The organism is Streptomyces sp. NPDC088706 (assembly GCF_044752765.1).
In the GTDB taxonomy this organism is placed as follows: domain Bacteria; phylum Actinomycetota; class Actinomycetes; order Streptomycetales; family Streptomycetaceae; genus Streptomyces.
In genome coordinates this window covers 1-14,669 of the sequence record NZ_JBIVLW010000004.1, presented here as the reverse complement: position 1 = coordinate 14,669, position 14,669 = coordinate 1, and the positions used below count along the sequence as shown (strand labels likewise).

General features: G+C 71.7%; 12 protein-coding genes. 7 read left to right on the top strand and 5 right to left on the bottom strand.

What is annotated here, in order from left to right; translation table 11 throughout:
- Positions 1-353 precede the first annotated feature (353 nt).
- Positions 354-1,976 carry a recombinase family protein gene (locus ACIQAK_RS13020; protein ID WP_366390384.1) on the bottom strand — a complete coding sequence of 541 codons (1,623 nt, stop codon included), beginning with the start codon at positions 1,974-1,976 and terminating at the stop codon, positions 354-356.
- A 238-nt stretch (positions 1,977-2,214) separates the two neighbouring features.
- On the opposite strand from ACIQAK_RS13020, the gene ACIQAK_RS13015 reads away from it, so the two are divergent.
- Both ACIQAK_RS13015 and ACIQAK_RS13010 read left to right on the top strand, forming a co-directional pair.
- Complete coding sequence (locus ACIQAK_RS13015; protein WP_366390383.1) at positions 2,215-2,454, top strand: hypothetical protein; 240 nt, start codon at positions 2,215-2,217, stop codon at positions 2,452-2,454.
- Between the two features lie 51 nt (positions 2,455-2,505).
- Positions 2,506-2,841, top strand: coding sequence for a hypothetical protein (locus ACIQAK_RS13010; protein WP_366390382.1), 336 nt, complete (start codon positions 2,506-2,508; stop codon positions 2,839-2,841).
- Between the two features lie 17 nt (positions 2,842-2,858).
- On the opposite strand, the gene ACIQAK_RS13005 is transcribed toward ACIQAK_RS13010, so the two are convergent.
- Positions 2,859-3,509 carry an HAD family hydrolase gene (locus tag ACIQAK_RS13005; protein WP_366390381.1) on the bottom strand — a complete coding sequence of 217 codons (651 nt, stop codon included), beginning with the start codon at positions 3,507-3,509 and terminating at the stop codon, positions 2,859-2,861.
- 104 nt (positions 3,510-3,613) lie between these two features.
- Positions 3,614-4,918, bottom strand: a complete 1,305-nt coding sequence (locus ACIQAK_RS13000) for a hypothetical protein (protein WP_366390380.1) — start codon at positions 4,916-4,918, stop codon at positions 3,614-3,616.
- A gap of 63 nt (positions 4,919-4,981) precedes the next feature.
- Here ACIQAK_RS13000 and ACIQAK_RS12995 point away from each other — a divergent pair, with 63 nt between their 5' ends.
- The 3 genes from ACIQAK_RS12995 to ACIQAK_RS12985 all read left to right on the top strand — a co-directional run bounded on the left by ACIQAK_RS12995 (position 4,982) and on the right by ACIQAK_RS12985 (position 10,093).
- Positions 4,982-7,447, top strand: coding sequence for a helicase C-terminal domain-containing protein (locus ACIQAK_RS12995; RefSeq protein WP_366390379.1), 2,466 nt, complete (start codon positions 4,982-4,984; stop codon positions 7,445-7,447).
- A gap of 97 nt (positions 7,448-7,544) precedes the next feature.
- Complete coding sequence (locus ACIQAK_RS12990) at positions 7,545-8,324, top strand: DUF2071 domain-containing protein (protein ID WP_366390378.1); 780 nt, start codon at positions 7,545-7,547, stop codon at positions 8,322-8,324.
- Positions 8,325-8,449: 125 nt separating this feature from the next.
- Complete coding sequence (locus tag ACIQAK_RS12985) at positions 8,450-10,093, top strand: DNA repair helicase XPB (RefSeq protein ID WP_366390377.1); 1,644 nt, start codon at positions 8,450-8,452, stop codon at positions 10,091-10,093.
- 37 nt (positions 10,094-10,130) lie between these two features.
- On the opposite strand, the gene ACIQAK_RS12980 is transcribed toward ACIQAK_RS12985, so the two are convergent.
- Positions 10,131-10,319, bottom strand: coding sequence for a hypothetical protein (locus tag ACIQAK_RS12980; protein ID WP_366390376.1), 189 nt, complete (start codon positions 10,317-10,319; stop codon positions 10,131-10,133).
- Positions 10,320-10,695: 376 nt separating this feature from the next.
- Here ACIQAK_RS12980 and ACIQAK_RS12975 point away from each other — a divergent pair, with 376 nt between their 5' ends.
- Positions 10,696-12,771: an ATP-binding domain-containing protein gene (locus ACIQAK_RS12975; protein ID WP_366390375.1), complete on the top strand. Its 2,076-nt coding sequence runs from the start codon at positions 10,696-10,698 to the stop codon at positions 12,769-12,771.
- 53 nt (positions 12,772-12,824) lie between these two features.
- Here the strand turns inward: ACIQAK_RS12975 and ACIQAK_RS12970 are convergent, their stop codons facing one another.
- Positions 12,825-13,514, bottom strand: a complete 690-nt coding sequence (locus ACIQAK_RS12970; protein ID WP_366390374.1) for a copper homeostasis protein CutC — start codon at positions 13,512-13,514, stop codon at positions 12,825-12,827.
- A gap of 226 nt (positions 13,515-13,740) precedes the next feature.
- Here ACIQAK_RS12970 and ACIQAK_RS12965 point away from each other — a divergent pair.
- Positions 13,741-14,669 (top strand): cation transporter (locus tag ACIQAK_RS12965; RefSeq protein ID WP_366390373.1); only part of this gene is annotated, 929 nt, incomplete at its 3' end.

Below are 14,669 nucleotides of genomic sequence, written 5' to 3'. Positions count from 1 at the left end.
CAGCTCCTGGATCACGGTTCGTCGTGTCCAGGGTGCGCGGCAGGAATGTGCGAGGTTGCCCGGGGACTGTGGCGACAGGTGAAGCGTCGCCCTGAGAGCCCCTGAGAGAGCCACAAGACCGAGAGTCCCCGGATTCCCCCACCGGGGGCTCTCTTGTGTCAGCAGACAGCCGTACAGAGCCTCTGAGAGCCGTTCCGGCTACTGCCCAACCCCCAGGAAGCTCAAGGCACCCGAAAGACCGGGGCACCCTCAATTGTTATCGAAGCGTTAATGGTAGGGGGGCGAGTTAATAAACAATTGAGGAAAAGAATAAGGCCCCACTATTCAGCGGATCCTTATCTTTATGCATTCCTTTATCGAGCGAATGCCAATGCTTTCCATCGGTATTCTTCGGGCACGTTATGACTAATCACCATTCTCGCCATCCTCCCTTTTCCGGGGCGTGAGAGCGCTAGCTCATTTGCCATGGTCTGAATATCTCCCAGATCCATGACCATTCCTCGGTCGTTCTCTTCTGTTCCTTTATCCCAAGCCCAGACCTTTACCTGATAAGTGCGAAGGAACTCCCTACGGTCTTCCTGGTCTTTGGCTTCCCAGACTTCCCCATACTTCTTACCCGTTGCCTTGAGAGTCGGATTAGCCCTTTCGGCTTCCTGCTTAGCCAGTAGAGCGACCTTTGCCGACAGACCCTTGTGCATACGCATGTACGACTCTTCCTGTCCCTCTCCGTCGTACTCACCTGCAATATATTTGGCTTCCAGGTTTTCCAGGCGTGCCCTGGTTTCCTGGAGTTCCCTTACCTGAGAGGGTCCCGTACCGGCTCGCTCATACATGTCCCACTTGCCTACGCTTCCCCGAACCTCCTGGTCAACCCACGTGTCCAGGAGATCAGCACGGACGTAGAGCCCAGTCGAGCAATCGCCCCCCTTGAACTTGTTGGAGCATCGGTAATACCTGTGTCCGGGAACTTTCGTCCCGTCTTTCTTGGTGTGCCCGGAACCCAATAGCGAAGTAACAGGGGAATTGCATTCACCGCAGCGAGCAATACCAGCAAGCAGACTCTTAGCGCCGTTACGGCTCTCTCCTGTAGATGCCCCCTCAGCCTTGGGAGCGGGTTTGATCCGGTCGACCAGATCTGTCCATTCATCCAGGGTGACCAATGGCTTCTCAGGAAGAATCACAGGCTCTCCCTGGTCATCCAATACAGCCTCACCCTTATAGGTGTAGATACCGGGAACCCAAGAGGAGCGGAGAAACTTATTGATGATGGTTGACTGCCACTGAGTCCCCTTGGTTTCCTCACCCTTCAACTTCCTGAGATGGTCTCCCCATGTGAGTACGCCACGGCCGTTGAAGTCTCGGGCAATCCTGTGTGTGGACTGACCCTCACGGACACGAGAGAAGATCTCTTCCACGTAGGGGTGGAAGTCCTGGTCAATCTCCAGAACCTTCCTCTTGCCTCCCTCTACGGCTTTGATGCGGTAGCCGGTAGGCGGCGCACCTGTGAGCCATGAACGGTTCTCCAGACGGCTCTGTACGCCGTTCATGATGCGTGCCTGGATCGTGTCCCACTCAGCCTCAGCAAAGACGGCCGTCATGCGCGCCATCATCTTGCCTTGGGGAATCGAGAGGTCGAACCCTTCCTCTACACAGACGATGAACTTCCCGTTCTCCTGTGCCCACTCCAACAGTTCGTTGAAGTGCATCGAGCGACGGGTGAGCCTGTCCATCTTGGCCGCAATGATCACGTCGAACTCATCGGCTCGGGACGTCAGCCACTTACCGAGTCTCGGACGCTTGAAGGGAGAGATGGAGCCTGAGACGTCCGTGTCCTCTGCCTCGCCCACCAGGACGCCGGACAGGAGCGGAGAGCTGACGTGGTGTCGGATCACGCCACGCTGCCACTCGATGGACGTCGAGCCGTCCGAGTCGGCGGAGAGGCGGAGACAGGCGAGGTAGCGCAGACCAGGTGTCATGGCAGGAGCGTAGCGCTCTCTGTGTGCCTAGGTAATCGGCTTGACCTTGTCGGTGGGCACGCCTGTCCCCGTCCTCATACTCGTCAATGTGCGGAAGAGCCGTGCTCGAAGAGAACAACGGCTCCGGATAGCAGTACAGCGGGTCACCGTGACCCGCCTGGTCCAAGGCTAATCGCCCTGCGGCCGGTGACAAGACGTCGCCGGAGTGTTCCTCCGGGCTGGGAACTACCCTGGTGGGGTGAGTACTACTCCTTCAGGCGCCGGAGACCGGCTGGTTCAGGTCGGCGCGATCGTCTTTTTCGTCGGCGCACTGGCCACCATGGTCACCGTGGCTCCGCTCTTCCTCGGCACGGAGCCGTTCCCTCCGATCGCGTACGGGGTCTGCATGTTCATGGGGGTCGGCTTCCTGATCGCCGGGGCGGGCGTCGTGCGTTCGGTCTGGCTCAGCTCCCCGAAACGGGCCGGGAGCCGCACCTAGGATCTTTCGTCCGGATCACCCCGGTCTTCCGAAGTGGTTAGGCTCATTCATGTGAAGCACGCAGGGCACGCCTTTCCGGTCCACCCCGCCGCCGGGACCGACGACGGCCGAGGTGCGGCCTGCACCGTTCCGGGCCGGGCGACGGCGCACGTCGACGACCTCCTCGTACAGATCGCGTACGGCAGCCGGGACGCGCTCGGTCAGCTCTACGACCTGCTCGCCCCACTCCTGCTGGAGCTGCTGCGGTCCCGGCTGCCGGAGGACGCGGACGCCCGTTCCGCCCTCGTCGACGGCTTCAGCAGCGTCTGGCGGCAGGCGCCGTCGTACGAGCCGGGGGCGCACGGCCTGGACTGGGTGATCGACCGGGTGACCGAGCGGGAGCGCTAGCGTAGGTTCCAGCGGTCTCAGGCCGCCGCGCGCTCCTTCTCGAACGTCCGCAGCCAGGCCGGGAACTCCGTCAGGTCCTCCAGCACCACGTCCGCGCCCGCGGCCCGCAGCTCCTGCGCGTCGCACGGGCCCGTCGTGACCGCGACCGACAGCGCACCGGCCGCGCGTGCCCCGCGGACGTCGCCGGTGTGGTCTCCGACGTACACCTGCGCCCCGTATTCCAGCAGCGCCTCGCCCTTGGCCTCCGCCCACAGCCAGCCGACCACCGTGTCCGGCTCGATGCCCAGGTGAGCCAGGTGCAGCTTGGCGTTCGGCTCGTACTTCGCCGTCACGACGATCGCCCGGCCGCCGAGCGCCCGCACCTCGGCCACCGACTCCCGCGCCCCGGCGAGGGCCGTGGTCGGGGCTATCGCGTGGTCGGGGTAGATCTCCCGGTAGCGGTCACCGGCGGCGGCCACCCCGTCGGCCGGGAACCAGTGCGCCAGCTCCGTCTCCAGCGGCGGGCCGATCCGGCTCACCACCAGGGCGTCGTCGATGTACACCCCCGTCTCCGCGGACAGGGCCCGGTAGGTGGCGGCGATACCGGGCCGGGAGTCGATGAGGGTCATGTCGAGGTCGAACCCGACCGTGAGGGGGAACGTCGGGGGGCGCGAAGCCGTGGAAGCCATGCGGACCATTGTGCCCAGGCGAGGGCGCTCGGCGGCAAGGACGATCCGGCCGGCCGGATCGCCGAGGAGTCAGGCCCGCGCGACGGGGCTCGCGGCCCCGGCCCTCAGCTCCGCCGCCGCGCCCGCCACAGCAGGTAGAGCGCGGAGGCGACGGCGGCCACGCGGACGACCACGGGCCAGGCGCCGGCCAGCACCTCGCGCAGCGCACCCTCCGCGACGGGCTCGCCCCAGCGCCCGTCCATCCGCCCCCACACCCACACGAGCGCCCCGGCGGCGACGACGCCCGGCAGCCCCAGGGCCGCCCACTTGGCCTCCGTACGGGAGAGGGTGCGCGAGCCGTACGCGATGAGCCAGCCGCCCGCCAGCGGGATCCAGGAGCCGGTGACCACGCCGGCGAGCAGCAGCACGGCGGCCAGGAGCAGCAGGGGGTGGGCGAAGCCGCCGCGGGGGGCCGGGGCGGCGGCGACCACGGGTGCGGTGACGACGACGGGGTCGCGGCGCGGCCGGGGGATGCGGAGGACGCGGCGGCGTGGGGTGGCCTGCCGGGTGCCGCCGTCCTCCTCGGTGCCGGGCTCGTCGTCCTCGGCGTCCTTCTGCGCCTCCGGGGTGACGGGCCCGGGCTCGGGCCGCCTGCCCAGGAGCTCCGGGGCCTCGATGCCGCCGAAGAACCCGGGGACGGCGGTCCCGGCGTCGAAGGGCCCGGGCTCCAGCCGCCACCAGTCGCCCTCGCCGGTGCCCTGCCGGTCGGGGCCGAGGACGTGGGGGGCGGAGGGGTCGGGCCAGTCGGAGACGGGGGCGTCCTGGGGGGCCGGGGTGTCGTCGGGGTTCGTACGGGACCGTCCGGTGGCGGCCGTGCCGGGCCGCTCGGCGCCCCGCTTACCGAACAGCCGGCCCGCCACGCCCCACCGGGACCCATCGGCCTCGCCCGTACGGGAGTCGGGGCCGGTGGTCTTCGTGAGGTCTGCGCGCGGGCGGCCGGCGGCGGGCCGCGACGCGCCCCGTCCGGAACCGGCTTTCGGGCCGGGTCCCGGGGTGGAGGCCGGAGCCGGGCCCGGGTCGGGGTCCGGCCCCCCGGGGCTCTTGCGGAGGAGCCCGTCCCGGGGCCGGGGGACGGGGCGCCGCCGCCCCTCCACCCCCGGCCCGGCCGTCCGCGCCGATGGCCGCGACACCGCCCCGTCACCCGACTCCGCCGCCGCGCCGACCAGTTCGTCCGGGGTGCCGAGCCTGCCGATGATGCGCCGCACCGCCGCCGGGGAATCCGCGCCCTCCGCGGCGCGCTGCCGGTCGATCTCGCCCCGGAGCGTCGAGACGAGCCGCATCCGGGCGCCCGACGACAGCTGCTGCCGCTGGGCCAGGTCGCCGACCCGGCTCAGGTAGTCGTAGACGAGCTGGTCGCTCTCGATCCCCACGCGGTGCGTCCCCTCTCCCGGCCCTGCCCCGACGGTAGCGTTTCAGCGGCTAACGTGGGACGGATGGGGACGACCACACCACCGCGCACGCTCGCCGAAGCCCTGCGCGCCCGGGGCGACGAATCGCTGGCCGGGCTGCTGCGTGCCCGCCCCGACCTCCTCAACCCGGTGCCGAACGACATCACCCAGCTCGCCACCAGGGCCGGCACCCGGGCCTCCGTGGTGCGGGCCCTGGAGCACCTGGACCGGTTCGCGCTACAGACCGCCGAGGCGCTGGCGGTGGCCCCGGACCCGGCCCCGTACGGCACCCTGCTCTCCCTGCTCACCGGCGACGGACTCGACGACGGCGACCAGCGCGACGACGCGGGTGCCGCGGTCACCGCCGCGCTGCCGGGCGCGCTGGCGACCCTGCGTGCACAGGCCCTGGTCTGGGGCGAGGACGAACGGCTGCGGCTGGTGCGCACCGCGCGCGAACTGCTGGCCCCGTCGCCGCAGCACCCCTCCCCCACCGGCCTCGGCCCCACGGTCGCCGAGGCGACGGCCGGGATGTCGCCGGGCCGGCTCCAGGAGATCCTGACCACGGCGGGGCTGCCCGCCACGCACGACCCGGTCTCGGCGGTGGCCGCGCTCTCGGCCCTGTTCACGGACCGGACGAGGATGGCGGAGCTGCTGGACACCGCCCCGGTGGAGGCGTTGTCCGTCCTGGACCGGCTGGTGTGGGGGCCGCCGTACGGGGAGGTCACCCCGAACCCCACCCCGCCCGTGAAGTGGCTGCGCGACCGGGGCCTGCTGCTGCCGGTGTCGACGCGCACGGTGGTCCTGCCGCGTGAGGCGGCCCTCCACCTGCGCGCCGGCCGCGCCCACCACGTACCGGAACCGGTCCCGCCGGTCGTGGTGGCGGCCGCCGAACGCGATCCACAGGCTGTGGACAGAGCGGCGGCCGGCCAGGCGTTCACGGCGCTGTCCACGGTCGAGGAGCTGCTGAAGCTCTGGAACGGCGGCGGCCCGGCGATCCTGCGCGCGGGCGGGCTGAGCGTACGGGAGCTGAAACGGGTGGCGACCGCGCTGGAGGTGACCGAGCCGGTCGCCGCGTTCTGGGTCGAACTCACCTATGCGGCGGGACTGTTGGCCTCCGACGGGGAGACGGACGAGCGGTACGCGCCGACGCCCGCGTACGACGAGTGGCTCGACCTGTCCGCCCAGGACCGCTGGACCCACCTGATCACCGCCTGGCTCCCGGCCACCCGGGTCCCCGGCCTGGTCGGCGGCCAGGACGCCAAGGGCCGGGCCCTCTCCGCGCTCGGCCCCGAGCTGGACCGTTCGGCCGCCCCCGACGTACGCCACCGGGTCCTGGCCCTCTTCGCCGAACTGCCGCCGGGCACCGCGCCCGACCCGGAGACGCTGCTGCGACGGCTGCGCTGGGAGCGCCCGTTGCGGGGTTCTTCGCCCTCCGGAGACGGCACGGATCTCCGCTCCCGCCTCGCCCTGTGGACGCTGAACGAGTCGGAGCTGCTGGGGATCACGGGCCGGGGCGCGCTCTCCGCACAGGCCCGCGCCCTGCTGGACGAGGGCGAGGAGGCGGCGGCGGCCCTCCTCGCCCCGCTCCTGCCCGAGCCCCTGGACCACGTCCTGCTCCAGGCGGACCTGACGGCGGTGGCACCGGGTCCGCTGGAACGCCCGCTGGCGGAAACCCTCTCCGTCCTGGCCGACGTCGAATCCAAGGGCGGGGCGACGGTGTACCGCTTCACGCCCGGCTCGGTGCGCCGCGCGCTGGACGCCGGGCAGGCGGCGGCCGACCTGCACGCGTTCCTGGCCGCGCACAGCCGTACGCCGGTGCCGCAGCCGCTGAGCTACCTGATCGACGACGTGGCCCGCCGCCACGGCCACCTGCGGATCGGGGCGGCGTCCGCGTACGTGCGCTGCGACGACGAAGCGGTGCTCAACGAGATCCTGGCCGACCGCCGCTCCACCGGCCTGCGCCTGCGCCGCCTCGCCCCCACGGTGCTGGCCTCCCAGGCCGACCCCGGCTCGCTCCTGGAGGCGCTGCGCGAGATGGGCTACGCCCCCGCCGCCGAGTCCGCCGACGGCGACGTCCTGATCAGCCGGGCCGGCGCCCGCCGCACCCCGCCCCGCACCCCTCCGGTCCCGGTCCCCGAGGGCCCGCCGGTCCCGGACGCCACCCTGCTGGGCGCGGCGGTGCGGGCCATCCGCGCAGGTGACACGGCCGCCACGGTCGTCCGCAAGGAACCGGCGGAGGGCGGCCCGTCGTCCGCCACGGCCTCCGGCGCCCTGCCCCGCACCACCTCCGCGGAGACCCTGGCCACGGTCCAGGCGGCCGCGATGACGGGCTCCGCGGTCTGGATCGGCTACGTCAACGCGGAGGGCGCGGCCAGCCAGCGCGTGATCGCCCCGGTGCGCGTGGAGGGCGGCTTCGTCACGGCGTACGACCACACGGCCGACGAGGTCCGTACCTACCCGCTGCACCGGATCACGGGGGTGGCGGAACTGGCGGAGGACGGGACGGAGTAGGCGGACGGAGCAACCGAGCGGGGGCGGACGCTCAAGGGACGCTCCGGAGTTCACCCGGCCGCCCGTCCCCGGTGACGCGGTCTGCGATGCTGCGGGCATGTCCTTCGCCGACCGAGGCCCCGAGCCGGAGCGTGTGGCGCCCGAACCGGTGACGCCCGACCCGCCCGGCGCGCCGATGCGGCCGCTGCTCACGCAGTCCTGGCTGGACCTGGCGTTCCTGCACTGGGCGGTCGACCCGGCCGATGTGGCACCCCTGTTGCCGCCGGGGACCGTGCCGGACACCTTCGAGGGGGCGACCTATGTGGGGCTCGTGGCGTTCCGGATGTACCGGGTGGGGTGGTTCGGGCTGCCGGGCATCCCCTACCTGGGGACGTTCCCCGAGACCAATGTGCGGCTGTACTCCGTGGACTCCCAGGGCAGGCGCGGCGTCGTCTTCCGCTCGCTCGACGCCTCGCGGCTGATCCCGGTCGCCGTGGCGCGGGCCGCGTTCCGGCTGCCGTACATGTGGTCCCGGATGGACATCACGCGCTCCGGCGACACCCTCACGTACACCAGCGACCGGCGCCTGCCCGGCCCCTGGGGCGCGCGGAGCGGGATCGTGCTGCGGGCGGGGGAGGCGATCGACGAACCCACGGCCCTGGAGCACTTCCTGACCGCGCGCTGGGCCCTGCACAGTTCGTTCTTCGGGCGGACCGTGTACCTGCCCAACGCCCACCCCCGGTGGCCGCTGCACCGGGCGGAGCTCCTGGAGTGCGACGAGGACCTGGTGACGGCCGGAGGGCTGCCCGCGCCGGCCGGTGATCCGGTGAGCGTGCTGTACTCGCCGGGCGTCCATGTGCGCTTCGGTCCGCAGCGCAGGCCCCGCGCCGGAGCCTGACCGCGCACCCGCCCCGGCCCGGCCCGGCCCCCGAAGCGCGCACCCACCCCGCCCCGACCCCCGATGAGGCACACTGGACGTTTGGCCGCAGCCGTGGCCGCACCCCGCAGAAAGGGCCGAAGCGCGTGACCGGACCCCTCATCGTCCAGAGCGACAAGACGCTGCTCCTCGAAGTCGACCACGAGCTGGCGGACGCCTGCCGCCGGGTCATCGCCCCCTTCGCGGAGCTGGAGCGTGCGCCCGAGCACATCCACACGTACCGGGTCACCCCGCTCGGGCTGTGGAACGCCCGTGCCGCCGGGCACGACGCCGAGCAGGTCGTCGACGCCCTGGTGGAGTACTCCCGCTACCCCGTGCCGCACGCGCTCCTGGTCGACATCGCCGAGACGATGGCGCGGTACGGGCGGCTCACCCTCTCCAAGCACCCGGTGCACGGGCTGGTGCTCACCAGCACCGACCGGCCCGTGCTGGAGGAGATCCTGCGGTCGAAGAAGGTGCAGCCGCTGGTCGGCGCCCGCATCGACCCGGACACCGTGGCCGTGCACCCCTCCGAGCGCGGGCAGATCAAGCAGACGCTGCTGAAGCTGGGGTGGCCCGCCGAGGACCTCGCGGGGTACGTGGACGGTGAGGCCCATCCGATCGAGCTGGCCGAGGACGGCTGGGCGCTGCGGCCGTACCAGAAGCAGGCCGTCGAGGGGTTCTGGCACGGCGGGTCGGGCGTGGTGGTGCTGCCCTGCGGGGCCGGGAAGACGCTCGTGGGCGCCGGTGCCATGGCCGAGGCCAAGGCGACCACCCTGATCCTGGTCACCAACACCGTCTCCGCCCGGCAGTGGAAGCACGAGCTGGTGAAGCGGACCTCGCTGACCGAGGACGAGATCGGTGAGTACAGCGGTACGAAGAAGGAGATCCGGCCGGTCACCATCGCCACCTACCAGGTGCTGACCACCCGGCGCAAGGGCATCTACCCGCACCTGGAGCTCTTCGACTCCCGCGACTGGGGCCTGGTCGTCTACGACGAGGTCCACCTGCTGCCCGCACCCGTCTTCAAGTTCACCGCCGACCTCCAGGCCCGGCGGCGGCTGGGGCTCACCGCGACCCTGGTGCGGGAGGACGGGCGGGAGTCCGACGTGTTCTCGCTCATCGGGCCCAAGCGCTTCGACGCCCCCTGGAAGGAGATCGAGGCGCAGGGCTACATCGCGCCCGCCGACTGCGTGGAGGTACGGGTCAACCTCACCGACTCCGAGCGGCTCGCGTACGCGACCGCCGAGGCGGAGGAGAAGTACCGGTTCTGCGCCACCACCGCGACCAAGCGGAAGGTGACCGAGGCGCTGGTACGCAAGCACCAGGGCGAGCAGACCCTCGTCATCGGGCAGTACATCGACCAGCTCGACGAGCTCGGCGAGCACCTGGACGCCCCCGTCATCAAGGGCGAGACCAGCAACGCCCAGCGCGAGAAGCTGTTCGGCGCCTTCCGGAACGGGGAGATCAGCGTCCTCGTCGTGTCCAAGGTCGCCAACTTCTCCATCGACCTGCCGGAGGCCACCGTCGCCATCCAGGTCTCCGGGACCTTCGGGTCGCGGCAGGAGGAGGCCCAGCGGCTGGGGCGCGTCCTGCGGCCGAAGGCCGACGGGCACGAGGCGCGGTTCTACTCGGTCGTCGCCCGCGACACCATCGACCAGGACTTCGCGGCGCACCGCCAGCGGTTCCTGGCCGAGCAGGGGTACGCGTACCGGATCGTCGACGCGGACGAGCTGCTCGCCGGTAACTGACAGTGGAAGCCGAGGGAGGCGGGGGTACGGCGGTGCCTCAGCGGGCCCGCCGTACCCCCGCCTCCTCCGCGTACTCCCCCAGGACGACGACTCCGAAGGCCGTCGTCACGAAGACCTTCACGGCGCGCACCGCGTCTCCGACGCGGTGGGGTCGGTGGTGACCGGTGACCGCGGTCGCGCCGTGCGCGGGGCCGGTGCTGCGTGGGTTCAGGGTGGCTGTGCTCATGTATCCATGGTGCTCCCATCACCCGTTCGGGCGCGTCGGCCCGCAGGCGGAACCCGCACTCCGGGCGGGTAGCTCTCCAGTACCGCTCGGGCCGAGCGCATCCCCTACGGGTACCCCTGGTCCCCTCCGCCCCGGGGAAGCCGTATTCCGTTTCGCCGCCGCCCCGCCCTGTGGCTACAATCGCCGGTCTGCCCGCCTCCCGCGCCGAGTCGACGGCCCCGGGAGCGCCGCCGACCGGACGGAAACCGGCCGACACCTACGCGATCGAACCTTCCCCGCGGACCACCCGACGGCTCCGGCGCCACCGGAACCGCGCGGTCCGCCGCCCCGCGTCGAAGAGCCGTCGGGTATCCGTTGAAGAGCCGGAGGCAACACCGTGCCCGCGCACGTAGCAGAAAGCGATTCCACCACCGATCCCCTGGCGCACGAACGCGCCCACCTCGCCGCGTCCCGCGCCGCCCTGCGCGCGATGCGCGAGGACGTCCAGGCCCTCGACATCCGCGATGTCACCGCGAACTGGGTCAACGCCGCCGTGCTCCAGTCCCAGATCGACGACCGCGTCAAGGCGCTCGCCGACCTCTCCCACACCCCCCTGTTCTTCGGCCGCCTCGACTACCTCCACGCCGTCGGCGGCGAGTTGGCCGAGGGCGCGGAGGGCGAGCGGTTCTACATCGGGCGCCGGCACGTCCACGACGCCGCCGGGGACCCGATGGTCATCGACTGGCGGGCCCCGGTCTCCCAGCCGTACTACCAGGCGTCCCCGAAGAACCCCCAGGACGTCGGGCTCCGCCGCCGCTTCGGCTACACCGCCGGCGAGCTCACCGCGTACGAGGACGAGCACCTCACCGACCCCGCCGAGGTGGCGCACACCAGCCGCCTCCTCCAGGCGGAGATCGAACGGCCGCGCGTCGGCCCGATGCGCGACATCGTGGCCACCATCCAGCCCGAGCAGGACGAGATCGTCCGGAGCGGGCTCGGCGGCACGGTCTGCGTCCAGGGCGGTCCCGGCACCGGGAAGACCGCCGTCGGCCTGCACCGTGTCGCGTTCCTGCTGTACGCGCACCGGGACCGGCTCGCCCGCACCGGGACCCTCGTCATCGGGCCGAACCGGTCCTTCCTCCACTACATCGAGCAGGTCCTGCCCGCCCTCGGCGAGCTGGAGGTCAAGCAGGCCACCGTCGACGACCTGGTCACCGCGGACGTGGAGGTCCGGGGCGCGGACGACGCGGCCGGCGCCGTCGTCAAGGGCGACGCCCGGATGGCCGAGGTGCTGCGCCGGGCGATCCGCTCCCATGTGACGACGCCGACCGAGCCCGTGGTCGTGGTGCGCGGGTCGCGGCGCTGGCGCGTGCCCGCCTACGAGATCGCGGAGATGGTCGGCGAGCTGCTGGCCCGGGACATGCGGTACGGCTCCGCCCACGAGGCCCTGCCGCAGCGGATCGCGCACGCCGTCCTCGTACGGATGGAGGAGGCCGGTGAGGCCCCCGACGACCGGGTGCAGAACACCGTGGCCCGCAACCCCGCGGTGAAGGCGGCCGTGAAGGCGATCTGGCCCGGCGTCGACCCGCGGAAGCTGGTGCTGCGGCTGCTGGCCGACCCGGAGTTCCTGGCCGTCCACGCGGAGGGGCTGCTCAGCGAGGACGAGCAGAAGCTGATCCTGTGGGCGAAGCCCGCCCGGAGCGTGAAGTCGGCCAGGTGGTCGGCGGCGGACGCGGTGCTCATCGACGAGGCCCGTGACCTGGTGGCCCGTACGCACTCGCTCGGCCATGTCGTGCTCGACGAGGCGCAGGACCTCTCCCCGATGCAGTACCGGGCGGTGGGGCGGCGCTGCTCCACCGGCTCGGCCACCGTCCTCGGCGACCTCGCGCAGGGGACGACGCCGTGGTCCACGGAGAGCTGGGACGAGGCGCTGTTCCACCTCGGGAAGGCGGACGCGGTGGTGGAGGAGCTGACGGCCGGCTTCCGCGTGCCGCGCGAGGTGATCGCGTACGCCTCCCGGCTGCTGCCCGCGATCTCGCCGGGTCTCGCGGCGGTGGAGTCGGTGCGTGAGTCGCCCGGTTCGCTGGTCGTACGCGAGGTCGCCGACGGTGCGGAGGCCCTGGACGCGGCTGTCGTCACCGCCTGCGAGGAGTCGCTGCGCCATGCGGGGTCGATCGGGCTGATCGCCGCCGACGCCCGGATTGCGGCGCTGGGCGCCGCGTTGGCGGCCGCGGATCACGCGTACCTGTCCCCCGGTGAGGAGACCACCGCCGAGTCCCGGCTGACGCTGGTGCCCGCGTCTCTCGCCAAGGGGCTGGAGTACGACTACGTGGTGCTCGACGAACCGGCGGCCGTGGTGGGCGGCGAGCCGGACGAGCGGACCGGGCTGCGGCGGCTGTACGTGGCGCTGACCCGTGCGGTGTCGGGGCTGACGGTGGTGCACGCGGCGGCGTTGCCGGAGGCGCTGGGATAGGCCGGGGCGGGGGGCGGGGGCCTTGGCGGCTCCCGCCCCCGCCTTCCGGAGCCTCAGGTGTCGAGCGCCTCGCGCCACTGCCGTACCGCCGTCGCGTCCACCGGCGCCGACCAGCCGGCGGGGCGGGCCGCGCCGCCGATGTGGAAGGCGTCGATGCCCGCCGCCCGGAGCTGCGGCAGGTGGTGGAGCTGGAGGCCGCCGCCGACCAGGATCTGCGCCTCGTACCCCGGCTCGCGGGTGCGGGCGGCCTCGGCCAGGAGCGTCGGGACGCCCTCGTCGACCCCGGCCGGTGAACCCGCCGTGAGGTACGTGTCCAGGCCCGGCAGGTCCGCGAGCTGCTTGCGCAGGGCATCGCGGTCGGCGGCCCGGTCGATCGCGCGGTGGAACGTCCACCGGCAGCCGTCCAGCTCGGCGACGAGCCGCTCGACGGCGACGCGGTCGGCGTGGCCGTCCTCGTCGAGGAAGCCGAGGACGAACTCGTCGGCGCCCGCCTCCCGCATCTCGCGGACCTTGTCGACCAGCACGTCGATGTCACCGGCGGCGAAGCCGTCCGCCATCCTGAGCATGACGCGCAGCGGGATGTCCACGGCGGACCGGATCGCCGCGAAGGTCCCCCGTGACGGCGTCAGGCCGTCCGCGGCCATGTCGGTGACCAGTTCGAGGCGGTCTGCACCACCCGCCTGGGCGGCGACCGCGTCCTCCGCGTCGAGAGCGATCACCTCCAGGACTGCACGGTTGCTCATGGGTCCCCATTCCTCCGATACGCGGCTATAGGTCTAGTCCAATGGCCAGCCTACGGGGCGGCCCGGCGGCCGCACAGCCCTCCATCTGAACGCATGATCGCGGACAGGCGCGACCCCGCCCGGCAGGAGCACTCCGGCGCGCCTTGCGGTTCATAGGGGAGGGGGGTATACATGGGAAGAGAAGTAGATACCCCCCAGGGGTATCCGAGACCCCGAGGAGGCCCTCGTGTCCGCACACTCCGCCACCACCCCCCGCACGGCATCCGCCCCCGGCTCCGGCACCGCCACCGGCACCGTCGAGCTCGCCATCGGCGGGATGACCTGCGCCTCCTGCGCGGCCCGCATCGAGAAGAAGCTCAACCGGATGGACGGCGTGGAGGCGACCGTCAACTACGCCACCGAGAAGGCGAAGGTGACGTACCGGGGCGAGGACGTCTCCGTACAGGACCTGATCTCCACCGTCGAAGCCACCGGCTACACCGCCCAGGAACCGCCACCCCCGGAGACGAGGGAGACCGGGACAGCGGAGACCGGACAAGCCGACGACGAGCTCACCACTCTGCGGCAGCGCCTGATCACCTCGCTCGTCCTCGCCGTCCCGGTCATCGCGATGGCGATGATCCCGGCCCTCCAGTTCGACAACTGGCAGTGGCTCTCCCTGACCCTGGCCGCCCCCGTCGTCACCTACGCCGGCTGGCCTTTCCACCGCGCCGCCTGGACCAACCTCCGGCACGGCGCGGCGACGATGGACACGCTGATCTCGGTCGGTACATCGGCCGCGTTCCTGTGGTCGGTGTGGGCGCTGTTCTTCGGCACGGCGGGCATGACCGGGATGACCCACCCGTTCGAGCTGACCATCGCGCGCGGCGACGGCGCCGGGAACATCTACCTCGAAGCCGCCGCCGGGGTGACCGCCTTCATCCTCGCCGGGCGCTACTTCGAGGCCCGCTCCAAGCGGAAGGCCGGAGCCGCGCTCCGGGCGCTCATGGAGCTGGGCGCCAAGGAGGTCACCGTCCTGCGCGACGGCCGCGAGGTGACCGTGCCGACCGCCGAACTCCAGGTCGGGGACCGTTTCGTGGTCCGGCCCGGGGAGAAGATCGCCACCGACGGCACGGTCGTGGAGGGCAGCTCCGCCGTGGACGCCTCGATGCTCAC